14 protein-coding genes are annotated in these 25,469 nt (G+C 51.6%); 7 read left to right on the plus strand and 7 right to left on the minus strand.

The features are described from left to right. Window positions 1-61: 61 nt before the first annotated feature. Window positions 62-4,621 (minus strand): glutamate synthase large subunit, encoded by a 4,560-nt coding sequence (gltB, locus tag AB5903_RS11165; RefSeq protein ID WP_117667092.1) that lies wholly within the window; start codon window positions 4,619-4,621, stop codon window positions 62-64. A gap of 364 nt (window positions 4,622-4,985) precedes the next feature. On the opposite strand from gltB, the gene glmS reads away from it, so the two are divergent. The 4 genes from glmS (at window position 4,986) to carB (ending at window position 13,299) form a co-directional block, all read left to right on the plus strand. After that, a complete protein-coding gene (gene glmS, locus AB5903_RS11170; protein WP_117857937.1) occupies window positions 4,986-6,830 on the plus strand; it encodes a glutamine--fructose-6-phosphate transaminase (isomerizing) in 1,845 nt (614 codons plus the stop codon). Window positions 6,831-6,952: 122 nt separating this feature from the next. Beyond that, window positions 6,953-8,836 (plus strand): amidophosphoribosyltransferase, encoded by a 1,884-nt coding sequence (locus AB5903_RS11175; protein ID WP_117666558.1) that lies wholly within the window; start codon window positions 6,953-6,955, stop codon window positions 8,834-8,836. Between the two features lie 2 nt (window positions 8,837-8,838). Next, a complete protein-coding gene (gene carA / locus AB5903_RS11180; protein WP_005656722.1) occupies window positions 8,839-9,915 on the plus strand; it encodes a glutamine-hydrolyzing carbamoyl-phosphate synthase small subunit in 1,077 nt (358 codons plus the stop codon). A 72-nt stretch (window positions 9,916-9,987) separates the two neighbouring features. Beyond that, window positions 9,988-13,299: a carbamoyl-phosphate synthase large subunit gene (gene carB / locus AB5903_RS11185; RefSeq protein WP_272709821.1), complete on the plus strand. Its 3,312-nt coding sequence runs from the start codon at window positions 9,988-9,990 to the stop codon at window positions 13,297-13,299. A 555-nt stretch (window positions 13,300-13,854) separates the two neighbouring features. On the opposite strand, the gene AB5903_RS11190 is transcribed toward carB, so the two are convergent. The 6 genes from AB5903_RS11190 to AB5903_RS11215 form a co-directional block, all read right to left on the minus strand. After that, window positions 13,855-14,082 carry a hypothetical protein gene (locus tag AB5903_RS11190; protein ID WP_117666554.1) on the minus strand — a complete coding sequence of 76 codons (228 nt, stop codon included), beginning with the start codon at window positions 14,080-14,082 and terminating at the stop codon, window positions 13,855-13,857. 92 nt (window positions 14,083-14,174) lie between these two features. Beyond that, window positions 14,175-14,771 (minus strand): hypothetical protein, encoded by a 597-nt coding sequence (locus AB5903_RS11195; RefSeq protein WP_368117845.1) that lies wholly within the window; start codon window positions 14,769-14,771, stop codon window positions 14,175-14,177. A 233-nt stretch (window positions 14,772-15,004) separates the two neighbouring features. Then, window positions 15,005-16,363, minus strand: coding sequence for a TolC family protein (locus tag AB5903_RS11200; protein WP_224200176.1), 1,359 nt, complete (start codon window positions 16,361-16,363; stop codon window positions 15,005-15,007). Further along, complete coding sequence (locus tag AB5903_RS11205; protein WP_022104437.1) at window positions 16,363-19,491, minus strand: efflux RND transporter permease subunit; 3,129 nt, start codon at window positions 19,489-19,491, stop codon at window positions 16,363-16,365. Before AB5903_RS11205 ends, AB5903_RS11200 begins: the two co-directional genes overlap by 1 nt. Before the next feature lie 28 nt (window positions 19,492-19,519). Next, the gene (locus AB5903_RS11210) at window positions 19,520-20,587 is read right to left on the minus strand and encodes an efflux RND transporter periplasmic adaptor subunit (protein WP_117917820.1); all 1,068 of its coding nucleotides are present in this window, start codon (window positions 20,585-20,587) and stop codon (window positions 19,520-19,522) included. Window positions 20,588-20,709: 122 nt separating this feature from the next. Continuing rightward, a complete protein-coding gene (locus AB5903_RS11215) occupies window positions 20,710-21,603 on the minus strand; it encodes an AraC family transcriptional regulator (protein WP_040316131.1) in 894 nt (297 codons plus the stop codon). 169 nt (window positions 21,604-21,772) lie between these two features. On the opposite strand from AB5903_RS11215, the gene AB5903_RS11220 reads away from it, so the two are divergent. Genes AB5903_RS11220 through AB5903_RS11230 form a run of 3 tightly spaced genes read left to right on the plus strand, consistent with a single transcriptional unit; the run spans window position 21,773 to window position 25,446 of the window. After that, window positions 21,773-23,041: a TolC family protein gene (locus AB5903_RS11220; RefSeq protein ID WP_117917819.1), complete on the plus strand. Its 1,269-nt coding sequence runs from the start codon at window positions 21,773-21,775 to the stop codon at window positions 23,039-23,041. A gap of 37 nt (window positions 23,042-23,078) precedes the next feature. Further along, window positions 23,079-23,966, plus strand: a complete 888-nt coding sequence (locus AB5903_RS11225; RefSeq protein ID WP_060386178.1) for an HlyD family secretion protein — start codon at window positions 23,079-23,081, stop codon at window positions 23,964-23,966. Window positions 23,967-23,985: 19 nt separating this feature from the next. Further along, window positions 23,986-25,446 (plus strand): ATP-binding cassette domain-containing protein, encoded by a 1,461-nt coding sequence (locus AB5903_RS11230; RefSeq protein WP_272709829.1) that lies wholly within the window; start codon window positions 23,986-23,988, stop codon window positions 25,444-25,446. Window positions 25,447-25,469 lie beyond the last annotated feature (23 nt).

The following is a 25,469-nucleotide window of genomic DNA, read 5'->3' on the forward strand; positions in this document are numbered from 1 at the left end:
AAAAGAACGTGGAATTTGTAAGTACGCACTATTCTGTATTTTTTAATTCTCAATTTTTAATTTAATAGTCTCTTTGCATATCCGCAATCTTCTGTTGCAGCTTCTTCATCTGTTCTTCTTGCAGCACTTTCTTGTACTCGATAGGGACTACTTGGATAAACTCGTCTACGTAGTGCGTCCAGTCATCGAGTAGGATGCGCGCCAGTTTGGAACCGGTGTAGAGATAATGCTGGCGGATGAGTTCGTGCAACTCCTTGCGGTATGAGGTTTCTTCAATGAGGCTTAGTTCCACCATTTCCATGTTACAGAAGTAGTCGAAGTTTCCGTCTTTGTTCCAGACGTAGGCCACACCACCGGACATACCTGCGGCAAAGTTACGTCCCGTCTGTCCGAGCACCACTACACGTCCGCCGGTCATGTATTCGCAGCAATGGTCACCCACACCCTCTACAACGGCTATTGCACCGGAGTTGCGGACGGCAAAGCGTTCGCCTACGCGACCGTTGATATATACTTCGCCGCTGGTTGCACCATACAGAAGGGTGTTTCCGGCAATTGTGTTCTTCTCGGCCTCGAAGTTGCTGCGTACAGGGGGTAGTACGGCGATACGTCCGCCACTCAGCCCTTTGCCCAGATAGTCATTGGCCTCACCTTCCAGCTTGAAGTTGATACCCGGTACGAGGAATGCTCCGAAACTCTGTCCGGCCGAGCCTTTGAACTTGACGTTCAGTGTATGTTCGGGCAGGCCTTTTGCGCCGTACTTGGCGGCGATAGCGCCGGAGAGCATCGCACCGCAGGCGCGGTCGGTGTTGGCGATGGTATATTCGAGAGAAACTTCTTTCTGTTCGTCTACGGCATTGGCGGCGGCATTCAGCATTTCCACGTCTTTTACGCGGTCGATGCCGTGTTGCTGGTTTATGATGTGGCGGATGGCGGCTCCGTTGTCCACACGCGCCAGTACTTTGTCGAAGTTGATGAGTTGATGTTTCTTGATGCCGTCATCCGGTCTGCGGATGATGAGGTCGGTACGCCCGATGATATCATCCAGTTTTTCCACTCCAATCTCTGCCAGATACTCGCGTACTTCGCGGGCAAGGAAGGTAAAGTAGTTCACAAGGTATTCGCTACGGCCGATGAAACGTTTGCGCAGTTCCGGGTTCTGGGTGGCTACACCTACGGGACATGTGTTTTGGTTACACTTGCGCATCATCACGCATCCCAATACGATGAGGGCAGCGGTGGCGAAACCGTATTCTTCCGCACCGAGCATGGCCATGAGTACTACGTCGCGTCCGGTTTTCAGTTGTCCGTCCACTTGCAGCAGCACTTGTCCGCGCAGCCCGTTCAGTACCAGTGTCTGTTGCGTCTCGCTCAGTCCGAGTTCGGGCGAGATGCCGGCATATCGGATGGAGCTTGCGGGTGATGCGCCTGTACCGCCTTCGGCGCCGGAGATGACGATGAGGTCGGCTTTGGCTTTCGCCACACCTGCGGCGATAGTTCCCACACCGCTTTCGGCTACCAGCTTCACGCTGATTTTGGCTTTCGGATTGACGTTCTTCAAGTCGAAGATAAGCTGTGCCAGGTCTTCGATGGAATAGATGTCGTGATGGGGCGGGGGAGAAATCAATGAAATACCTGGAATGGAGTGGCGCGTGCGGGCAATCACTTGGTCTACTTTGAATCCCGGCAACTGGCCGCCTTCACCCGGCTTGGCGCCTTGTGCCACTTTTATCTGTATTTCGTCGGCATTCACCAGATATTCCGTAGTGACCCCGAAACGTCCGGATGCTACCTGTTTGATGGCACTGCGCATTTCAGTTCCGAAGCGTGCGGCATCTTCACCGCCTTCACCCGTATTGCTTCGCCCGTGCAGTTTATTCATGGCAACCGCCATTGCCTCATGCGCTTCCTGACTGATGGCTCCGAAAGACATGGCGCCCGTAACGAAACGTTTCAGAATGCTTTCCACCGGTTCCACCCTGTCTATGGAAATGGGGTTGTGACGGAAGTCGAGAAAGTCGCGCAGGAAGATAGGCTTTTCTTTCTCATCGACCAAGCGGGTAAACTCTTTGAATTTCTTGTAACTGCCCAGACGAGTAGCTATTTGCAGGGTACTGATAGTCTCTGGGTTCCAAGCGTGCTTTTCTCCGTCCTTACGGTATGCGTACAGTCCTTTGTTCGGCAATAGGGGAGCTTCACCACCATCATTCTTCATGCGCGTTTCTTCCTTTTTCATCGCTTCTCCTTCGTCGTGAAAAGTGATGGCGTCACGTGCCACCTCATCCAAACGGATGCCGCCGATAGCCGATTTTAATCCGCCGAAGTAAGCGTTGCTCAATTCTTCGCTCAGCCCGACAGCCTCGAATATCTTTGCGCCCCGGTAGGAGCGGATGGTGCTGATACCCATTTTGCTCATAATCTTGAACAGGCCTTTGCAAATGGCTTTGATGTAATTCTTCTCTGCGGTGGCATAGTCCAACTGTACCTCTTTCTTGGCAACGAGTTCGTTCAGTACGGCAAATGCCATATAGGGGTTCAGTGCGCTTGCACCGAATCCGAGGAGCAGTGCGGCGTGCATCACTTCGCGTATCTCGCCGCTTTCCACGACCAATGCGGTCTGTACGCGCTTTCCTACCGAAATGAGGTGGTGGTGCACTGCCGATACGGCAAGCAATGAGGGGATGGCGGCATGGACGGTATCTACGTTGCGGTCGGTCAGTACAATGTAGTTCACGCCTTCGGTGACGGACTCTTCGGCTTCCTTGCACAGGCGGTCAAGCGCTTCCTGCAGTCCTGCACGTCCTTTGGAGACTTCAAACAGTATCGGCAGCTTTACGGTCTTGAAGCCTTTGTAGCGGATGTTGCAGAGAATATCCAATTGCGCATTCGTCAGGATGGGGTGGTTCAGCCGTACCATTTTGCAATGGCTTTCGTTGGGTGTCAGTATGTTCATGCCCACTGCGCCGATGTACTCGGTGAGAGACATTACCAACTCTTCGCGGATAGGGTCGATAGGCGGATTGGTGACTTGCGCAAACTGTTGGCGGAAGTAATTGTATAGTAGCTGCGGCTTGTCGGAAAGTACGGCAAGCGGGGTGTCGTTACCCATTGCGCTGACAGGCTCGGCGCCGTTGGATGCCATGGGTAGGATGATTTTCTCGACATCTTCTTTGGAGAAGCCGAACGTACGTAGCATACTGTTATAGTTGTCCACGTTGTGGGGCACTTTGCGCCCGCTTTTCAGTTCGTTCAGTTCGATGCGGTTGCTGGCGAGCCAAGTGCGGTAGGGCTTGGCTTCGGCAAGTTGCTTTTTCTGTTCGCCGTCGTAGTAAATCTCGCCTTTCTCGGTATCTATCAAAAGTATCTTGCCGGGTTGCAGACGACCTTTCTCTTTGATGTTGCCCGGTTCGAAATCCATTACGCCGACTTCACTTGCCACTACCATGATGTCGTTGTGCGTAATAAGGTAGCGTGCGGGACGCAGACCGTTGCGATCCAACATACCACCCGCATAGCGTCCGTCGCTGAAGAGTAGTGCGGCAGGTCCGTCCCAAGGTTCCATGAGGATAGAGTGGTATTCGTAGAAGGCCTTGAGGTCTTCGCTGATGGGGTTCTTTTCGTTGAAGGATTCCGGTACGAGCATTGCCATGGCATGCGGTAGGCTGAGGCCGGACATGACAAGGAACTCCAGTACGTTGTCCAGCGAGGCGCTGTCGCTCATGTTCGGCTGGATGATGGGACGCAGTTCTTTGATGTCGCCAAGGGCGGGAGAGGACAGGACGCTTTCACGCGCTTCCATCCAGCCGCGGTTACCGCGTATGGTATTGATTTCACCGTTGTGCGCCAAGAGACGGAACGGCTGTGCCAGTCCCCATGTAGGGAAGGTGTTGGTGCTGAAACGGGAGTGCACCAGAGCCAGTCCGCTGGTGAAGTAGTTGTTTGTCAGGTCGGGGAAGTAGTTACGTAACTGTAGGGAAGAGAGCATACCTTTATAGATGATGTTCTTCGTAGACAGCGACACGATATAGAAATCCTCTCGTGCGGCTATATCCGACCTGCGTACTTTGTTTTCTATTCTTTTCCTTATTATATAGAGACGGCGGTCGGCGGTTTCACTGTCCGTAAATCCGGTGATGAAGATTTGTTTGATGTCGGGTTCGTTGGCAAGTGCGGCCTCACCCAGTATTTCGGGGCAGGTAGGCACATTGCGCAGGTGCATCAGCGTCAATCCTTCTTTCTCTATTTCTTCAATGATGATACTCAGGATGGCTGCCCGGTCTTTCTCATCTTTCGGAAGAAAAAGCAGTCCTGTTCCGTATTTCCCTTTTTCGGGAACGGGGATGCCTTGCAGCAGGATGAATTCGTGCGGTATTTGCAACATGATGCCGGCGCCGTCTCCGGTCTTGTTGTCGGCACCTTCCGCTCCGCGATGACGCATATTCTCCAATACTTTCAATGCGGATTCAACCAATTCATGTGATTTGCTGCCGTGAATGTTCACTAACATTCCCACACCGCAAGCGTCGTGTTCATTGGTGGCATCGTACAGGCCCAACTGCATGGGCTGTCGTTGTGCGGGTTGTTCCTTTGTTTTGTTGTTAAAAAGCTCTTTGTTTTCCATTTTTGGTTTACTCTAATTTATGTAATACCTATTTGTTGTATCAAAATGTTTTGCAAATATATATATATAGTTTCAAATTGATAACAATATTCCTCGATTTGTGCCTTGCTAAATACTTACACCGGGGGATGAAGTTATAATCTGATAGAAAATACCCTTTGTTTTCTTCTAATCTTAAATCAGATTTCGTCTGTTTGCTTTAAGATTATAAATTAGACCTTTTGCTTTTAAAATATTATTTTCCTTGTCTTTTTGATAATAAAATAACTTTTTTCTACTCTTTTGACAAATAAATAGTGAAAAGGTTAACTTTATGTTCTAAAGAATATATATCTTTGCAGCGCAAATCAAATACTGATATATTATGTGTGGAATAGTAGGCTATATAGGTCAAAGAAAAGCCTACCCCATTCTTATCAAAGGTTTGAAGCGGTTGGAGTACCGCGGATACGATAGTGCAGGGGTAGCATTAATCAGTGATGACCGAGAACTGAACGTGTACAAGACGAAAGGAAAGGTTTCGGATTTAGAAACTTTCGTTACTCAAAAAGATATTTCCGGTAGTATAGGTATTGCACATACCCGCTGGGCTACACATGGAGAACCTTGTTCCGTTAACGCTCATCCCCATTATTCCTCTTCCGAAAGATTCGCTCTTATTCACAACGGTATCATTGAAAATTACGCCGCCCTTAAAGACAAACTCCAAGCCAAAGGCTATACTTTTAAAAGTAGTACCGACACCGAGGTACTGATACAACTCATAGAATACATTCAGGTTATAAACCGCATCGATTTACTGACTGCCGTGCAACTGGCTTTGCAGGAGGTTATCGGTGCATATGCCATTGCCGTGCTCGACAGGGAGAATCCTGATGAGATTATTGCTGCGCGCAAAAGCAGTCCGTTGGTGGTGGGTATCGGGCAGGATGAATTCTTCTTGGCATCCGATGCCACTCCGATTGTGGAATATACGGACAAGGTGGTCTATCTGGAAGATGAGGAGATAGCCGTTATTCGTTGTGGGGAGAAACTGAAAGTGGTGAATCTCAAGAATGTGGAGTGCCCGCACGAGGTAAAGACGGTGGCGCTCAATCTCGGCCAGTTGGAGAAGGGCGGTTATCCGCATTTCATGTTGAAGGAGATTTTTGAGCAACCCGATTGTATTCATGACTGTATGCGCGGACGCATTAATCTGGAGGGTACTAACGTGGTGCTTTCCGCCATTATAGATTATAAGGAACGTCTGCTTGCTGCCAAACGTTTTGTAATTGTGGCTTGTGGCACGTCGTGGCACGCTGCGCTTATAGGCAAACATCTGATAGAGAGTTTCTGCCGCATTCCGGTGGAAGTGGAGTATGCTTCGGAATTTCGTTACCGGGACCCGGTGATTGACAGTAGTGATGTGGTGATTGCCATTTCGCAAAGCGGGGAGACAGCCGATACGCTGGCTGCCATAGAACTTGCCAAAAGCCGTGGTGCATTTATATATGGCATCTGTAATGCTATCGGTTCGAGTATTCCGCGCGCTACGAATACGGGGTCTTACATTCATGTAGGGCCGGAAATAGGTGTGGCGTCCACCAAAGCCTTTACAGGTCAGGTAACTGTGCTCACCATGTTGGCATTGACTCTTGCACGGGAGAAGCGTACGATTGATGAAACGCAATACCTCGCCATAGTGAGGGAACTCGGACAGATTCCCGGAAAGATGAAAGAGGTGCTGAAGCTGAACGACCGTATAGCGGAGCTTTCCAAAATCTTCACTTACGCACACAATTTTATCTATCTGGGACGCGGTTACAGTTATCCCGTAGCGTTGGAAGGCGCTTTGAAGCTGAAAGAAATCTCGTACATCCATGCGGAAGGCTATCCGGCCGCCGAAATGAAGCATGGGCCTATTGCTTTGATAGATGCGGAAATGCCGGTGGTGGTTATTGCCACACAGAACGGATTGTACGAAAAAGTACTGAGCAATATACAGGAAATTAAAGCGCGCAAAGGCAGGGTGATAGCGATTGTTACCAAGGGAGATACGGTTATCGGTAAAATCGCTGACATTTGTATCGAACTTCCCGAAACAATGGAATGTCTTGGCCCGTTAATAACTACGGTTCCCTTGCAACTGCTCGCTTATCACATAGCCGTATGTAAAGGCATGGATGTAGACCGACCGCGTAATCTTGCCAAGTCGGTAACGGTGGAATGACCGGAAGCGGATGATGTGTATGGGTAAAACAGATAATGCGTTTGCCCTTGACAGATGATATGTTCTCAGAACATAAATAACGCGTTTTTAAAAGAAGTAATAACTCATTAGTAAATATATAAATGGAACAACTGAAGCATGAATGTGGCGTCGCCATGATACGCCTGCTGAAACCGCTGGAGTATTACGAAGAAAAGTACGGTACATGGATGTACGGGCTGAACAAGCTCTATCTTCTCATGGAGAAACAGCACAACCGGGGGCAGGAAGGCGCCGGACTGGCTTGTGTGAAACTGGAAGCGAACCCCGGCGAGGAATATATGTTTCGCGAACGGGCGCTCGGTTCGGGAGCCATCACCGAGATATTCGGCACGGTGCAAAGCAACTTTAAAGACCTTACGAAAGAACAACTGCACGACGCCGGCTATGCCAAGCGCGTGCTCCCCTTTGCGGGGGAGGTGTATATGGGGCATCTGCGTTACTCCACCACGGGGAAGTCGGGCCTCTCGTACGTGCATCCGTTTCTCAGGCGGAACAACTGGCGTGCCAAGAACCTTGCCCTGTGCGGCAACTTCAACCTGACGAACGTGGATGAAATCTTCGCACGCATCACCGCCATCGGCCAGCACCCGCGCAAGTATGCCGATACGTATATCATGCTGGAGCAGGTGGGCCACCGGCTCGACCGCGAGGTGGAGCGCCTCTTCAACCTTGCCGAAGCCGAAGGACTGACGGGCATGGACATCACGCATTACATCGAAGACCACATCGACCTCGCCAACGTCCTGCGCACCTCGAGCAAGGAGTGGGACGGGGGCTATGTGATGTGCGGACTTACCGGAAGCGGCGAGACATTCGCCGTCCGCGATCCGTGGGGCATCCGCCCTGCATTCTGGTATCAGGACGATGAGATAGCGGTGCTTGCCAGCGAGCGTCCCGTCATCCAGACCGCGCTCAACGTCTCAGCCGACCGCATCAGGGAGCTGCAACCGGGACAGGCTTTGCTAATCAACAAAGCCGGCAAGCTCCGCACGGTGCAAATCAACAAGCCGCGCGAGGTGAAGCCTTGCTCCTTCGAGCGTATCTATTTCAGCCGCGGCAGTGACATGGACATCTACAAGGAACGTAAACTGTTGGGTGAGAAACTGGTGTCCAACATCCTGAAAGCCATCGACAAGGATATAGACCACACCGTCTTTTCCTTTATACCGAATACTGCGGAAGTGGCTTTCTATGGAATGTTGCAGGGACTGGACGACTATCTCAACGAGGAGAAGGTGCGGCAGATTGCCGCTTTGGGACACAACCCCAGCCACGATGAGCTGGAGCGTATCCTGTCCCGCCGCATACGGAGCGAGAAGGTGGCCATTAAGGACATTAAGCTGCGTACTTTCATTGCCGAGGGCAACAGTCGCAACGACCTTGCCGCCCATGTGTACGACATCACTTACGGCAGCCTCGTGCCCGGCACGGACAATCTGGTTATCATAGACGACAGCATTGTGCGCGGCACTACCCTGAAGCAGAGCATCATCGGCATCCTCGACCGCCTCGGTCCGAAGAAGATAGTAATTGTAAGCTCCTCACCGCAGGTGCGCTATCCCGACTATTACGGCATCGACATGGCGAAGATGAGCGAGTTCATAGCTTTCAAGGCTGCCATCGAGTTACTGAAAGAACGCGAGATGCGCGATGTCATCGAATCCGCCTACCGCAAGTCCAAAGAACAGGTGAGTCTGCCCAAAGAACAGATGGTGAACTACGTAAAGGAGATATACGCTCCCTTTACCGACGAAGAGATTTCCGCCAAAATGGTGGAACTGCTCACTCCGAAAGGCACGAAAGCCCAAGTGCAGATTGTATATCAGCCTCTTGAAGGCCTGCATGAAGCCTGTCCGCGGCACCGGGGCGACTGGTACTTCAGCGGTGACTATCCCACGCCGGGCGGTGTGAAGTTGCTGAACATGGCATTTATTAATTACATAGAACAAGTATATCAATTCTGAATATGAGAAATGTGACTCTTATCCTTGACGACGGGAGCCGTTTTCACGGCAAGTCGTTCGGTTATGAAAAGCCGGTAGCGGGAGAGGTGGTGTTCAACACTGCCATGTCGGGTTATCCCGAAAGCCTGACCGACCCTTCGTATGCCGGACAGTTGATGACGCTTACATATCCCTTGGCGGGCAATTACGGTGTGCCGCCTTTTACCTTCGCCCCCGACGGGCTGCCTGTATTTATGGAGAGCGAACGCATCCACGCCGAAGCCCTTATCGTAAGCGATTATTCCGGTAACTACAGTCATTGGAATGCCGTGGAAAGCCTCGGCAACTGGCTGAAACGCGAACAAGTGCCGGGCATTACGGGCATCGATACCCGCGAGTTGACGAAAGTGCTGCGCGAGCACGGGGTGATGATGGGCAAGATTGTCTTTGACGACGATCCCGATAATGTGCCCCAAGCTGCTTATGCGGGTGTAAACTATGTGGATAAGGTGAGTTGCAGGGAAGTTATCCGCTACAACACGGGCGAGGGCAGAAAGAAAGTGCTCCTTGTGGACTGCGGCGTCAAGGCCAACATCATCCGTTGTCTCTTGAAACGGGATGTGGAAGTAATCCGCGTTCCCTGGGATTACGACTTCAACGGACTGGAGTTCGACGGGCTGTTCATCTCCAACGGTCCCGGCGACCCCGATACCTGCGATGCCGCCGTCCGGAACATCCGCAAGGCGATGCAGAACGAGAAGCTGCCTATCTTCGGCATCTGCATGGGCAATCAGTTACTCTCCAAAGCCGGTGGAGCCGAAATATACAAATTGAAATACGGACACCGCAGCCACAACCAGCCCGTACGCATGGTGGGTACGGAGCGTTGTTTCATCACTTCGCAGAACCACGGCTATGCGGTGGACAGCAACACGCTGGGCGCAGACTGGGAACCGCTCTTCGTCAATATGAACGACGGCTCCAACGAAGGCATCCGCCATAAGCGCAATCCGTGGTTCTCCGCACAGTTTCATCCCGAAGCGGCCAGCGGACCGACGGATACGGAATTTCTGTTCGATGAGTTCGTGAAACTGCTATAACCGTTTTATCGGTATCGAAAAAGATTCGGATACGTGTGAAAACAAATTATTGGTACAATCAAATCAAGACAAATGAAAGAGAACAATATAAAGAAAGTCCTGCTGCTGGGGTCCGGTGCACTGAAAATAGGTGAGGCGGGAGAGTTTGACTACTCCGGTTCGCAGGCGCTCAAGGCATTGAAGGAAGAAGGTATCCACACCGTCCTCATCAATCCGAACATTGCCACGGTGCAGACCTCGGAAGGTGTTGCCGACCGGATTTACTTCCTGCCTGTAACCCCTTACTTCGTGGAGAAGGTTATCGAAAAAGAACGTCCCGACGGCATTATGCTCGCCTTTGGCGGACAAACGGCTTTGAACTGTGGTGTGGAGCTTTACAAGGAAGGTGTTTTCGGAAAATACGGCGTCGAGGTGCTCGGTACGCCCGTACAGGCCATTATAGATACGGAAGACCGCGAGATATTCGTACAGAAGCTGAACGAAATCAATGTAAAGACCATCCGGAGCGAGGCTGTGGAGAATGCTGCGGATGCCCGCCGCGCCGCTGCGGAACTGGGCTATCCGGTTATCGTCCGTGCCGCTTACGCGCTCGGCGGGTTAGGGTCGGGCTTCTGCGACAACGAAGACGAGCTGAACGTACTGGTGGAAAAGGCTTTCTCTTTCTCCCCGCAAGTGCTGGTGGAGAAATCCTTGCGCGGCTGGAAAGAGGTGGAGTACGAAGTGGTACGCGACCGTTTCGACAACTGCATCACGGTGTGCAACATGGAGAACTTCGACCCGCTGGGCATCCACACCGGAGAGTCTATCGTGATTGCTCCGTCGCAGACACTGAGCAATACGGATTATCATAAACTGCGCGAACTGGCTATCCGCATCATCCGCCACATCGGCATTGTGGGCGAGTGTAACGTGCAGTATGCCTACGACCCCGAAAGCGAGGACTACCGCGTTATCGAGGTAAACGCCCGCTTGAGCCGTTCGTCCGCACTTGCCTCTAAGGCAACGGGTTATCCGCTGGCATTCGTTGCCGCCAAATTAGGATTGGGCTACGGCCTTTTCGAATTGAAGAACTCCGTAACCAAGACCACCGGCGCATTCTTCGAGCCGGCACTGGACTATGTGGTCTGCAAGATTCCCCGTTGGGATTTGGGCAAGTTTCATGGTGTAGATAAGGAATTGGGTTCGAGCATGAAGTCCGTGGGCGAGGTCATGGCTATCGGACGTACTTTTGAAGAAGCCATTCAGAAGGGGTTGCGCATGATAGGACAGGGGATGCACGGCTTCGTGGAGAACAGGGAGCTTGTTATCCCCGACATAGACAAGGCGCTGCGCGAGCCTACCGACAAGCGTATCTTCGTTATCTCCAAGGCCTTCCGTGCCGGATATACCGTAGACCAGGTGCACGCGCTGACAAAGATAGACCGCTGGTTCCTTGAAAAGCTGATGAATATAATGGACACCAGCAGGGCGCTGCACGAATATTCTGAAAAGGTGCAGGATGAACCGGAAGCCGCACAGGTTGAAGGTACGTCGGAAGCCGTGCACGGTGAAAGGATGCTTCATTCCCTCCTGAATGACAAAGCCGCGCGGGAACTGTTGCACAGGGCCAAGATACAGGGTTTCTCCGATTTCCAGATAGCCCGCGCTTTCGGCCTGGAACGGTATATGGACGGTGAGGACGCCATCCTTGCCATACGTGCCCTGCGCAAGCATGCAGGCATTCTGCCCGTAGTGAAACAAATAGACACCCTTGCCGCCGAATATCCCGCCCGTACCAACTATCTGTACCTGACGTACAGCGGCATTGCCCACGACGTGCATTACCTGGGCGACCGTAAATCCATCGTCGTACTCGGTTCGGGTGCGTACCGCATCGGTTCCTCGGTGGAGTTCGACTGGTGCGGCGTGCAGGCGTTGAACACCATCCGCAAGGAAGGCTACCGCAGCGTCATGATCAACTACAACCCCGAAACCGTATCTACGGACTATGACATGTGCGACCGCCTTTATTTCGATGAGCTTACCTTCGAGCGCGTCATGGATATCCTCGAACTGGAGAATCCGCACGGCGTCATCGTATCCACCGGCGGCCAGATACCCAACAACCTCGCCTTGCGTCTCGATGCGCAGCGCGTGCCTATTCTCGGTACGAGCGCCAGGAGCATCGACAACGCCGAAGACCGCGACAAGTTCTCCGCCATGCTGGATCGCATCGGCGTAGACCAGCCCGAATGGCGTGCGCTTACCTCGCTGGAAGACATCAACGCCTTTGTCGATAAGGTAGGCTTCCCGGTGCTGGTTCGTCCCAGCTACGTGCTTTCGGGCGCGGCAATGAATGTCTGCTCCAACCGGGAAGAGCTGGAACGCTTCCTGCAACTGGCGGCAAACGTCTCGAAGAAACATCCGGTGGTGGTGAGCCAGTTCATAGAGCATGCCAAGGAAGTGGAAATGGATGCCGTGGCGCAGAACGGGGAAATCGTTGCCTACGCCATCAGCGAACACATCGAGTTTGCAGGTGTGCACTCCGGCGATGCCACTATCCAGTTCCCGCCGCAGAAACTGTATGTGGAGACGGTGCGCCGCATCAAGCGCATCAGCCGCGAGATAGCCCGCGAGCTGAACATCTCCGGCCCGTTCAATATCCAGTATCTCGCCAAGGACAACGACATCAAGGTAATCGAATGTAATCTGCGTGCGTCGCGTTCATTCCCCTTTGTAAGCAAGGTGCTCAAGATAAACTTTATCGAACTGGCTACGAAAGTGATGCTCGGCATCCCCGTACAGAAGCCGGACAAGAACCTGTTCGACCTCGATTATGTAGGAATCAAGGCCTCTCAGTTCTCCTTCAACCGCCTGCAAAAGGCAGACCCCGTATTGGGCGTGGATATGGCGTCTACGGGCGAGGTGGGGTGCATAGGCAGCGATACTTCCTGCGCTATTCTTAAAGCGATGCTTTCGGTGGGTTACCGTATTCCGCAGAAGAATATCCTGCTCTCCACCGGTACGCCGAAGCAGAAGGTAGACATGCTTTCCGCAGCCCGCATGCTTCAAAAGAAGGGGTATAAACTGTTTGCTACCGGCGGTTCGAGCAAGTTCCTTACCGAGAACGGGGTGGAGAATACCCGTGTCTACTGGCCGAGCGAGCCCGACATGCACCCGCAGGCGCTCGAAATGCTGCACAGAAAAGAGATAGATATGGTGGTGAACATTCCGAAGAATCTCACCGCGGGCGAGTTGGACAACGGTTACAGAATACGCCGCGCCGCTATCGACCTCAATATTCCGCTGATAACGAATGCACGTCTGGCAAGTGCGTTTATCAATGCCTTCTGCACCATGACACCGGACGATTTGGCTATCAGGGCCTGGGACGAATATAAGTAAAAGTGCTTGGACAACCGTTCCGAACTCCGGCCCGGAGCATCCGGTTTGCCGGTGTTTTTCTACGGTATCTCTGCGATATAAAGCAGAGATACCGTAGGTAAAACCCGGTTATAGAGTATTGTTTTCTTCGTCCCGTAGCTGCGGGCTGTACAGCCCGCATATGGAAACCGCAGAGCCCGCAATTGCCCCCCGTGCGGCCCGCAACTGCAAAACGGGGTTTTCCTATAAGCATTCCGTAGTTTTATCGATGGCTTTTCGATATTAGTCAATGGATAAAGTATGAAAAAGCAGGCGGATAAAGAGAGCGTTTCCCCGGTTTTTTTCTTTTTAGGCACGGAATTACACGGATTTCACGGAAAAAGGATAAAATAAATCCGTATTTATCCGTGTAATTCCGTGTTTAAAAGGAAATTATCAAGTATATTTTGACAAAACCTCTTGTCATAACAATGGTCGTCACCACTCAATGCCCCATAAACAAAGGGATAGAAAGCGAAAGTGACGAGTGATGAGAAAAAAACGTGTTTTTCCTAATGCTCCAACACGTTGTTTTAGTCAAAATGCAAAGAAGGGATAAATCAGGTAGCCGGCACTTTTATCATACCCTTTGATGCCGATTCTGTCCCAATCATCGAGAAATCCCCAGATGATAATCCAACTGAGTTGTCGGCTGAATTCGGTGCTGGTCTGGTATATACGTCTTTTACCAACTGACAGATTTCTTGCCGACCTGCCTGCTTTGCCCAATTGTGCGTTCAGCTTGTCCAGGTTTGTCGTAGCCATTGTTGTATGGTTCGGCTGTTGTCACATCCGTTGCAGATGAGAAGGCTGCAAAGCAGTATATTGGCAGATAGGTGTTTCATGTCGTTTCGTTTTTAGTTTATCACAACCGTTTCGCTTACCGTTTCAGTACTTCCTGTGTTCCATGTCGGAAGGCTGCCTGCTGTTACGGTGACTTTCTTCCGGGAGATGCCGAGGGTATAACTTATGGAAGCTCCTTCCGTCCACATTTCAGTCGATGGCAGTGTCTGGTTGCTCAGGACGATAGTCTGGGTGATGTCCGTATTATCGGAATTATAGGCTTGGTAGGTGTAGGTGAGGTTGAAGACACTCTCTGTTCCGTAAGGCAGCAGATAGAAGGTTGCGAGCAGTTCCTTGGGGGTTGCGGTGTTATCCGGAATATCGAAACGGGTAGCGGTGGCGGTGAATGTTTCCGTTTCGGCGGGGGCGGGATAACTCCAGCCGAATCCTTTGTCTTTACTGTCTTCCGGGATATGGCAGGTGAGGATACCGTTTTTCATTCCGCGGATGGAGAATGCCGTGATTTGCTTTCCGGTTGTGTTGTCATCGCTTTTTACGTAGATGGCAATCCGGGTCAGGGTATGGTGGAAGCGTAACTTCACCAGGCTGTTGTCCGAAGCGGAAGTCTGGTTCATCAGCGGGACGGCGACTAAAAAAATGCGCTTTTTCATAGAAAGGATGTCTGGGGGACGGTATAACGGGGCTTGTTAGCAGCAAAACAGGGAAAATGCTTCTGATAAAACATTTTCCCTGTCGAGTATAAGGAGTGTCGCTTGGAAGGCGAATAAATAATTTTACATTTTGTTGGTAGGGTGCAAGAGTATCCGTTATTTTATTCTTTGTCGGTCTCCTTATATATTTTCTAATTGTCCGTAATCTGCATTTTAGTAATATATGTACGTTTTCATTTCAGCAGCGTTCCCGTTGCCTTTAAATAAGTGATGTAGTTCAGGTACAGTCGGAAGCATGCGTCGACTTTGGTTTCGTACGCCTGCTGCCACAGAGCTTGCGCTTCCAGGTGGTCGGACAGGGTTTCCAGTCCCACGTCGTATTGGCTGCGGCTCACTCTCATGTTCTCTTCCGCCTGTTGCAGGGAGCGTTCGGCAATGGTGCTTTCCAGCCGGGCTTCGTCGAGGTTGTTGACGGACTGTACCAGTTCAAGCAGCATCTGTTCGTTCATGTTCTCCTGTTCGAGGCGCGCCTGCTCCAGTTTGGCTTTGGCTGCACGTACTTTATTGCTGTTTGCACCGAAATGGAAGAGCGGTACGCTTACGTTCAGAAGCACAGAGAAGCTGCCGCCGTCGAACAGGTCCTGGTCGCTGATTTCCAAGCCGTGGATGTAGTCGTACGAACCTTTCACACCGATTTTGGGCAGGAGTTCGCTGCGGTTCAATTTCACCTGCTGCTTGGCGATGGCCACTTGCTGGTTCAGTATGGCATATTCGGGGCGGGCGGAGATGTCGGCTGTTTGTAGCCGGATGTCCTGTGCCACTTCGGGAAAAGTATCGGCAGTGCGTATATCTGCCGTCAGCGGTTTGCCGATGTAGTGGCAGAGGTTCATGGTGGCCAGGCGCAGCGCATTGTCGGCCTTGCGGATGTTGAGTTCGCTTTCGTTCAGCTTTACCTGCACTTTCAGCACGTCGTTCTGGGGCTTGAGTCCGTGTTTATGGGCGCTTTCCACGTTCTTCATCAGTTCCGTGAGCACGGCACTGTATTTGTCGGCCACTTTCTTCATCTCTTTGGCTTTGATGACTTGTGCGTATGCCTGCTCTGTCTTTACAATGACTTCCGAGGCTGTAAGCGTTTCGCTCAACTGTGCCATTTCCTTACCCAGCAGGGACATTTTGTATGCCGCACGGATTTTACCGCCCATGTAGAGCGGTTGTTCCACTTGTATGCCGCCCATATATACCATGCCTATCTTGTAGTTCAGGTCTATTCCGGGGAAGTAGGCGAACCCCTTGTTGGGAAGGAATTGCCCTGTGGCATCGGGCAGGAAAGTAGGCAGGTTGCCGCCGGCTATGCCGAGGCTGCCGTCTGATGTACTGTAGATACCCGTACCGCTGAGGCTGAAGTTGGGGAAGAAGTTGCCCTTATAGCTCTTTGCGGTGTAGCGTGCACTTTCCGTTTGTCTGGCGGCGGCTGCCATTTCTTTGTTGTATTTCAGTGCCATTTCCCTGCATTGTTCCAGTGTCAGCGTCTCTTGGGCGGAGATGCAGGCAGCGGAGAGCAGGGCGGCGAGGATGAATGTTGTCTTTTTCATTATTGTTCGTTTTTTATATGAAAGAATAATGCGTATAGTACAGGGATGAACAGGAGTGTTATCAGCGTTCCGAATGTGAGGCCGCCCATGATGGAAGCCGCCAGCGAACCGAACATCGCGTCGGGCAGCAGCGGTATCATACCCAGAATGGTGGTCAGCGCAGCCATGGTCACAGGACGGAGACGGCTTTGGGCACTATCCACCAGTGCCGTAATAGGTTCTACCCCTTGGTTGAGCTGAAGGGTGATTTCATCCATCAGCACGATGCCGTTCTTGATAAGCATGCCTATCAGTCCCAGCGTACCCACAATTGCCACGAAGTTGAACGTCTTGTCTGTAAGCAGCATCACAGCCACCACTCCCACAAGCAGCATGGGCAGACTGCAGAAGATGATAATCGGCTTGCGGTAGTCCTTGAACAGCATGATAAGAATGGCAATCATCAGGATGATGGCAAGCGGGAAGTTCTTGAACAGATACTCCATGGACTCGTCGCTGGCGCTCTTCTCGCCCTGCCAATGCAGGGTATAGCCTTGCGGAAGCTCTATCTGTTCTATCCGACGGGCGATAATCTGCCTTGCCTTTTCGGTCTCTATGCCGGGAGCGGGAGAGCATTGCACGCGCTGGCTGCGCTGTCCGTTATAGCGTGGTACGACGGGGTCTTCCCAGCGGATGTCGATGCGCTTGCTGATTTGTTTCAGCGGGGTGCTTCCCATGAGGCTTTCCACCAGTTCTTCCTTGCTCAGTGTACCTGCCTTCAGTTTCACCATGGTTTCCTCGTTCAGCAGTCCGTTCAGCGAGGGCAGGGCGGAGAATACCTGCGTATTGCCGAGGTCTTCTATCGGCTTTCCTTCCTCGTCCAGACATTTCAGGTAGATGTTGTCGCGGTGGATGCCTTCGTAGAAGAACCCGATGGGTATGCCGCCGTTGGCGGAAAGCAGGGACATACTTACGTCGTTGCGGCTGAGACCCAGCGCGCGGGCGGCTGCCTGGTCGTACTCGATGGAGAGTACGGGTATCTGCGGTTCCCAGTCGGTGGTGATGAGGCGGACCTCCGGCGTGTGTTCCATAATGTACCGCGCACTGTCGGCCAAGCGGTGCAGTACGGCAGGGTCGGGACCCATAAACTGCGCTTCGATAGGGTACTTCTTGAACATCAGGTTGTAGCGTTTCAGGTTGATGTAAGCATCCGGATAACGCCGTGTCAGGTATTCCTGTATCTCATCCATATTCTCTACCAGGTCGTCAGGAGAGGTGAAGTCTATAATCAGTTCGCCGTACGACAAGGACGGATTGGCGATGCTGCGCACCAGGTTGTAGCGTCCCGGCGTGCCGCCGACAGAGGCGGTGACGTGGGTAATCTCCTTGCGTGTTTTCAGGTAGGATTCTATCTCCCTTAAATCGCGTGCCACGCGGGTGGAGTTATTGCCTTCGGGCAGCTTGTACTCCATGTAGAGCTGGTCGTACACCATATCGGGGAAGAAACCCTGCCGCATGTAGCCGTAGCCGAAAATGGAAAGTCCCAGCAGGGCGAGCATCGCCAGTACGACGCTCCAGCGATGTGCCAGTCCGAAGTAGAGGGCGGTGCGCAGCAGGGCATAGGTACGTCCCTTGTATTCGCGCTTTCCGGTGGCGCTGACTTCAACGGCAGGGTGCAGCTTGCGGTTTGCCATCAGCGGCACGTGCACCAGCGCCAGCACCCAACTCAGCAGTAAGGACACCGCCAGTACGATGAACAGGTCGCGGGTGTATACCCCGGCAGTGTCCGGCGACAGGAAGATGGGAAGGAAAGCGATGATGGCTATCAGTGTGGCGCCCAGCAGGGGCATTGCCGTCTGGCGGCCGATGGCTGTCATTGCCTCCATGCGGTTTTTGCCGGCTTTCAGGTCTACCAGTATTCCGTCTACGATGACAATGGCATTATCTACCAGCATACCCATTGCCAGCACGAAAGCGGCAAGCGATACACGCTGCATGGTTCCGTCCGCCGTGTACAGGAACAGGAACGAACCGAATACGGTGACAATGAGGCTGATGCCGATGATGATTCCGCTCTTGAAACCCATGGCCAGCATCAGGATTACCACAACGATGATGACGGACTCTATCAGGTTGATGACGAAAGTACCCAAAGAGGCTCCCACACGTTCGGGCTGATAGAATACCTTGTGGCACTCCACGCCTGCGGGCAGGCGGCTTTCTTTCAGTTGCGCCAGTTTTTTCTCTACGGCAGCGCCCACTTTCACGATGTCCGAACCGCTGGAAGCTGCGATGAGGATTCCCTGCGCCCGTTCGCTGTCGAAGAACAGTTCGTTGCGGGTAGGCTCTTCGTATCCTTTCTCAATGCGGGCGATGTCGCGCATGCGGAGCTGGTCGTCGTCATGCCCTTGTATCAGCATGCTGCCTATATCTTCCACTGTCTTGAACTTGTCACTGACGGTGACGCGGATGCGGTTGTCGCCGTTGTCGTAGTAGCCGCTGTAGGTGGTCTTGTTCTGTCCGTTCAAGGTGGCGAGGACTTCGGCGGGCTTTACGCCGAGGTTTGCCATGCGGTCTTGCAGCAGGGAGATGTTGATGCATTCGGGACGTTTGCCGTACAGTTCCACCCGTTCCACGCCCGTCATGTCGCTTATTTCGCGCTTGATAAGCTCTGCGTAGTCGGACAGCTCCCGGTCGGACAGTCCGTCACCGGTCAGTGCGTAGAACATTCCGTATACATTGCCGAAGTCGTCTTTCACGATGGGGGTGCTCGCTCCGTCGGGCAGCAGGGCGCAGGCGTCGCTCACCTTGCGGCGCAGCATGTCCCAGCACTGCTCCACTTCATCGTCCGGGGTAATGGTGGTGAGTTCTACCTGTATCAGGGAGAGGTCGTTGTACGAGTAGCTTTCCACATTATCTATATTGCCCATGCTGCGGATGCTTTTCTCCAGCACATCCGTCACTTCCAGCTCTACCTGGTGGGCGGATGCCCCCGGATAGGTGGTTACCACCATGGCGAGTTTCACTTTTATTTCAGGGTCTTCCAGCTTGCTCATCTGGTAGCAGGAGAGGATGCCGCCTACAAACAGGACGGTCACCAGGAAGTAAACCAGATTGCGGTTTTTGAATGCCCATTTGCTTATATCCATAATTGCTGAGTTTTAAAGGAAAACAATGCTATAACAGTCCGCCGATGTTTGTGTCGCTGGCCGCAGGCAGAGGAGTCACGGTTTCTCCGTCCTTTATGTGATGTATTCCTGCCGACACCACTTGGTCGCCGGGTTGCAGCCCGTCGGAAGCGATGATGCTGCGTCCGTTGCTCAGCAGGCGTACGAGGGTTACTTCGCGGCTGTGTACTTTGCTGTCGGACGGGTTGTATACGAATACGCAGGTTTTGCCGTCTTTTTGCAGGACAGCGCTGCCGGGTACGGAGAGGTTGCGTGAACTGTCATTGTTGCAAAGAATGGTAACCATGGTGTTCATGCCTGGAGAAGGAACGGGGCGGTTGTCTGTAATCAGTTGCAGGCGCATGGTGTAGAGCTGGTTCGCATTTGCTTTGGGGGTGACGCTGATGAGTTTCAGCTCATAGGTCTGTTCCGGATAAATGTCGAACGTACAGCGGTATCGGTCAAATTGCTCGCGCCGGATGTATTCGGCTGCCGGAAGGTTTATTTCCACTTCCGGGGCGCTGTTGCTTATCATGGACAGGACAGGCATTCCGGCTCCCACCGTTTCGTGCGCTTCAAACAGCCTTTTCTGTATATAGCCGCTGAAAGGGGCGTAAAGGCGGGTGTAGCCCAACTGGTCTTTGTGATGCCGGTATTTGGCGGTGATTTGTTTCAGTCCGTACACGGCCTTGTCGTTGGCACTGGGCGTGGTTCCGTTGTCTTTGTAAAGCGCCATTACGCGTTCCGCCTCTGCCTTAATCTGTTTGTATTCGGCCTCGGTGGCGTCCAGTTGCACCTGGTAGTCCGTAGGGTCCAGTTCGGCAAGCAGTTGTCCTGCCTGTACGCGGGCGCCGTCCTTTACATATATCTTCTGTATCGTGCCGCTCACTCTGAATGCGAGGCTGATGTCTTGTGCCGCTTTTACTTTTCCGGGATATTGCAGGCTGGTTTGTCCGCCGGCGGAGACAACCGTATCTGTTTTTACGGTCTGGTATTCTCGTGTGTCTTTAGCTCCGTTGCTACAGGATAGCAGCGAGTAGAGTGAGATGCTTGTTAAAATCCAATAAATTCGTTTCATAATTCAAGGTATATTAGTTTTGTGACAAAATTACTCAGTCTCTTCTATATATAAAAGGTTTATAAGCATTATAAAATGTTCTGTTTATGCCCTCTCTTTGTAAAAAACGGACATTTTCCTGTCTATTGCGTTCTTTGGTATTCGGCAGGAGTCATGCCTGTTATCCGTTTGAAGAACTTCGAGAAAAAGGAAGGGTTGGGAAAGTTCAGCTCGTCCGATATTTGGAATATCAACAGATTGCTGTGTTTCAGCAATACTTTCGCTTCAAGAATAACGGATTGGTTGATCCATTGCATTACCGTCTGTCCGCTTGCCTCACGTATAACGGTGCTTAGGTAATGAGGGGTCAGGCATAGCTTGCCGGCATAGAAGTCGACGGAACGTTCCTGCTTGCTATGCTCGTTTACGAGAGCTATGAAGCGCCGGAATATTTCTTCCTGGCGTGAAAGGCGCAGCGGGGTGGCGGTACGCGTTTGCTCGTAAGTATACTTAAGATTGTAAAGCAGGGAAATGATGAGATGCTGTACGGTTTCGCGGCGGTAGGGCGAGGAATGGAGTATATTCCACAGCAGGGTAAAGAACATCTCCGTCTGTGTCCACTCTTTCTCGTTAAATGACAGCACAATGCCATTTCCCGTGTAAGTTTCCGACAAGATAGAACCGGGCAGGGCAGGCAGGAAATTGCGTGCGGGCATTATGATTTGAAAATCATAGTCGGGACTGATTTCCAGCAGTTCTATCAGGGCATTGTCGGGGATAATTATGATTTTGCGGGCGGATGCTTCGTATTCGATGAGGTTGATGGAGATTCGCCCTGTTCCTTGCAGGACACGGATAATCCGTCCTTCTTTGGTACGGTAGGGTTGTCCGGTATGGAACAATTTGCTTCCCATTTGCGTAAAACTGATGACCATCCCCAAGTCATCGTTTATGAAGCGGTACTCAAGATGATTGATGATGTCCGGTTTATGACGGATGTCATCGAATGCAACGCTTATCGGTCTGCTTTTCTCCATATCTATAAATAGTAAGTAATTCAGTGGCAAAGATAATAAAGTATCCATATCGTTTGTCTTTTTCGGTAAAAAGTCGTACTATCGGAACATCATTGCCGACAAATGGATTGTAAACATACTAAGCTGTGCGTCTATCTTTGCATTGTGCTAAATAAAATAAGAAACAGATATGGATGTAAAACAAGCAATTCTCTCTTTAGCCTTTCTTCTTACGGCTGCATTGGCTCATGCACAACTGACCTTGGACGAGTGCCGACGTCAGGCGCAGGCCAATTATCCGTTGGTGCGCCGGTACGGACTGATAGAAAAGGCATGTGAATATGATCTTTCCAATGCCGGAAAGGGCTATCTGCCCCGGTTCTCATTGTCGGGAAAGGCCACGTATCAGAGTGATATAACCCGGCTGCCCGTCGAGATACCGGGTATTGATGTAGAGACAGCTCCCAAAGACCAGTATCAGGTGATGCTCGAATTGCAGCAAACCATTTGGGACGGCGGGGATATCCGCAACCGGAAACGTCTGACACGTGCGGCATCGGATGTGGACATGGAAAAACAGCATGTGGATATGTACGCATTGAACGACCGTATCAACCAGCTGTTTTTCGGTATCCTGCTGCTGGACGAACAACTGAAGCAGAACCGGCTTTTGCAGGATGATTTGGGACGGACGCACAAGCAGGTGTCTGACTATATGGCAAACGGTATAGCCACTCAAAGCGATTTGGATGCCGTCAGTGTGGAGCAGTTGAATGCCGGACAGCACCGCATCGAACTGGAAACATCGCGTCAGGCATACGTAAACATGCTTTCCGCTTTTATAGGAAAAGAAATCCCTGCCGGAACTGTTTTTCAAAAGCCTGCACCGGAAAGTGCCGTCAGTGTGGCGGGCGGGATAAATAACCGTCCCGAACTCCGCCTTTTCGAGGCTCGGACAGAACAGCTCAGCGTGCAGGAAGCTACATTGAATGCAAGGGTAATGCCCCGTTTCGGGCTTTTTGTGCAGGGTGCCTACGGTAATCCGGGGCTGAATATGCTGAAAGATGAATTCAGTGCATACTATATGGCAGGTGTACGCATGTCGTGGAATTTCGGCAGCCTCTATACCCTGAAGAACGACCGCCGCAGGATAGACAACAGCCGCCGGCAGATAGAAACAAGCAGAGACGTGTTTCTGTTCAATACCCGTTTGCAGGCCACACAGCAGGATGCGGGCGTATTGTCCATGCGCAGGCAAATGGCGGATGATGATGAAATTATCCGCTTGCGTGGGAATATCCGTCGTGCAGCCGAGGCCAAAGTGGAGAACGGAACGCTGACTGTGACCGACCTGCTTCGCGAGATAACCAATGAGAATCTGGCACGCCGGACCAAGGCATTGCATGAAGTGCAACTGTTGATGAATATCTGGCAGTTGAAATACACTTTGAATAATTGAGATTTTAGAATTGATGGTAACAATAAAATCCTATGATATGAAATCATTTACATTATTTCCAGTATTGTTCTTTCTTGTCGCTTGCAGCAGCGGTACACCCGAATATGATGCTACGGGAACTTTCGAGGCTACCGATGTCGTAGTCTCTGCCGAAGCGTCCGGAAAGATACTCGGTCTGGATGTGGAAGAAGGTACTGTTTTGAAAGCCGGGCAGGAAGCCGGTATTATCGACACAGTTCAGCTTTATCTGAAAAAACTCCAGTTGGAAGCCGGTGTTAAGTCTGTGGAAGGGCAACGCCCCGATATTCTGAAACAGGTGGCGGCAACCAAAGAACAAATCGTTCAGGCGCAACGCGAACGCGACCGTGTAGCCAATCTGCTTCGTGTAGGTGCAGCCAATCAGAAGCAGTTGGATGATGCCGAATCACTGCTTAAGGTACTCCGCAAACAACTTGCCGCACAAAACTCTACGTTGCAGAACAGCGACCAGAGTCTGACCTGGCAGAGTTCATCGGTCGGTATTCAGGTTGCCCAGGTTGAAGACCAGTTAAAGAAATGCCACATCGTTGCTCCGCTGACCGGAACTGTCCTTGCCAAATATGCAGAAGCGGGAGAGCTGGCCGCACCGGGTACTCCGTTGTTCAAGATAGCTGATATGGAACAGATTTATCTGCGTGCTTATATCACTTCCGAGCAACTGTCCGAGGTGAAGCTGGGGCAGAAAGTGACTGTATATGCCGATTACGGTAAAGATGTCCGGACTGCATATCCGGGAGTCGTCACCTGGATTTCGGACAGTTCAGAGTTTACTCCCAAAACGATTCTTACGAAAGATGAACGTGCCAATCTGGTATATGCCGTTAAAGTGGCCGTGAAGAATGACGGTATGTTGAAAATCGGAATGTATGGGGGAGTGGATTTATAATTCGTCATTCGATACCGTCATGGATTTTGCAGTAACTGTCGATAATGTTTTTAAACGCTACGGCCAGGTGGAAGCCTTGCAAGGCGTTTCACTGTCTGTCCGTCCGGGTGAACTTTTCGGAATCATCGGCCCTGACGGTGCGGGGAAAACGTCTCTGTTCCGTATTCTTGCCACCTTGCTGCTTGCCGATGAAGGCAAGGCTACGGTATGCGGGCTGGATACGGTGAAGGATTATAAGGCTATCCGCCAACGGGTAGGGTATATGCCCGGACGCTTCTCTCTCTATCAGGACCTGACGGTAGAAGAGAACCTGAGTTTCTTCGCTACGGTTTTTCATACTACCATCGAAGAGAATTATGATTTGGTGCGTGACATCTACCAGCAGATAGAGCCTTTCCGCAAGCGTCGTGCCGGAGCATTGTCCGGCGGTATGAAGCAGAAGCTTGCCCTGAGCTGTGCGCTTATCCATAAACCGGATGTCCTATTTCTGGATGAGCCTACTACCGGTGTAGATCCGGTTTCGCGCAAGGAGTTCTGGGAGATGCTTCGCCGCCTCAAAGAACAGGGTATCACCATTATTGCCTCTACTCCAATTGTGGACGAGGCGCGTCAATGCGACCGTATTGCCTTTATCAATGAAGGCCGGATACATGGCATTGATACTCCCGACTGCATTCTGAAGCAGTTTGCAGACATACTTTGTCCTTCGGGACTGTTGCACGAGAAAGCGGATAACCGTGAGAATTACGTAATAGAGGTGGACGGACTGACAAAACGTTTCGGTACTTTTACGGCTGTGGACCATATCTCCTTCAAAGTCCGTCAAGGTGAAATATTCGGCTTTCTGGGAGCCAATGGAGCCGGTAAGACTACCGCTATGCGCATGCTCACGGGGTTAAGTCGTCCTACAGACGGTAAGGCTTGCGTGGCTGGCTTTGATGTTGCCACCCAATCCGAAGCCGTGAAGAAGAATATCGGCTATATGAGCCAGAAGTTTTCTTTGTACGAAGACCTCAAGGTATGGGAGAATATCCGCCTTTTTGCCGGTATCTACGGAATACCCGAAGCCGAGATTGCTCCGAGAACAGATGAATTGCTTCAGCGCCTGGGTCTGGAAAAGGAACGTAATACGCTCGTAAAGAGCCTGCCGCTGGGCTGGAAACAGAAGCTGGCTTTCTCAGTCTCCATTTTTCATCATCCCAGGATTGTTTTCCTGGATGAACCTACAGGGGGTGTCGATCCTGCCACTCGCCGCCAGTTTTGGGAATTGATTTATCAGGCAGCCGACCGGGGCATCACCGTTTTTGTCACGACCCATTTTATGGATGAGGCGGAATATTGCGACCGTATTTCTATCATGGTGGACGGCGTAATCCGTGCGCTTGACACTCCCGACAGACTGAAACGGCAGTTTGGAGCCGCTACCATGGACGATGTGTTCCAACAGTTGGCTCGTGAGGCTGTAAGAACGGCAGACTGATACAGATATAAAATTCAAAACAG

It is taken from the genome of Bacteroides sp. 2201st1_D9_2201SCRN_220225 (genome assembly GCF_040928965.1).
Lineage (GTDB): Bacteria > Bacteroidota > Bacteroidia > Bacteroidales > Bacteroidaceae > Bacteroides > Bacteroides stercoris.

What these genes read in the sequence shown, in the direction of transcription:
- carA (WP_005656722.1), top strand. Translation starts at nt 8,839, where the DNA reads ATGAGAAATGTGACTCTTATCCTTGACGACGGGAGCCGTTTTCACGGC.
- AB5903_RS11200 (WP_224200176.1), bottom strand. Translation starts at nt 16,363, where the DNA reads ATGAAAAAGACAACATTCATCCTCGCCGCCCTGCTCTCCGCTGCCTGC.
- glmS (WP_117857937.1), top strand. Translation starts at nt 4,986, where the DNA reads ATGTGTGGAATAGTAGGCTATATAGGTCAAAGAAAAGCCTACCCCATT.
- AB5903_RS11205 (WP_022104437.1), bottom strand. Translation starts at nt 19,491, where the DNA reads ATGGATATAAGCAAATGGGCATTCAAAAACCGCAATCTGGTTTACTTC.
- AB5903_RS11230 (WP_272709829.1), top strand. Translation starts at nt 23,986, where the DNA reads ATGGATTTTGCAGTAACTGTCGATAATGTTTTTAAACGCTACGGCCAG.
- AB5903_RS11220 (WP_117917819.1), top strand. Translation starts at nt 21,773, where the DNA reads ATGGATGTAAAACAAGCAATTCTCTCTTTAGCCTTTCTTCTTACGGCT.
- gltB (WP_117667092.1), bottom strand. Translation starts at nt 4,621, where the DNA reads ATGGAAAACAAAGAGCTTTTTAACAACAAAACAAAGGAACAACCCGCA.
- AB5903_RS11225 (WP_060386178.1), top strand. Translation starts at nt 23,079, where the DNA reads ATGAAATCATTTACATTATTTCCAGTATTGTTCTTTCTTGTCGCTTGC.
- AB5903_RS11195 (WP_368117845.1), bottom strand. Translation starts at nt 14,771, where the DNA reads ATGAAAAAGCGCATTTTTTTAGTCGCCGTCCCGCTGATGAACCAGACT.
- AB5903_RS11215 (WP_040316131.1), bottom strand. Translation starts at nt 21,603, where the DNA reads ATGGAGAAAAGCAGACCGATAAGCGTTGCATTCGATGACATCCGTCAT.
- AB5903_RS11175 (WP_117666558.1), top strand. Translation starts at nt 6,953, where the DNA reads ATGGAACAACTGAAGCATGAATGTGGCGTCGCCATGATACGCCTGCTG.
- carB (WP_272709821.1), top strand. Translation starts at nt 9,988, where the DNA reads ATGAAAGAGAACAATATAAAGAAAGTCCTGCTGCTGGGGTCCGGTGCA.
- AB5903_RS11210 (WP_117917820.1), bottom strand. Translation starts at nt 20,587, where the DNA reads ATGAAACGAATTTATTGGATTTTAACAAGCATCTCACTCTACTCGCTG.
- AB5903_RS11190 (WP_117666554.1), bottom strand. Translation starts at nt 14,082, where the DNA reads ATGGCTACGACAAACCTGGACAAGCTGAACGCACAATTGGGCAAAGCA.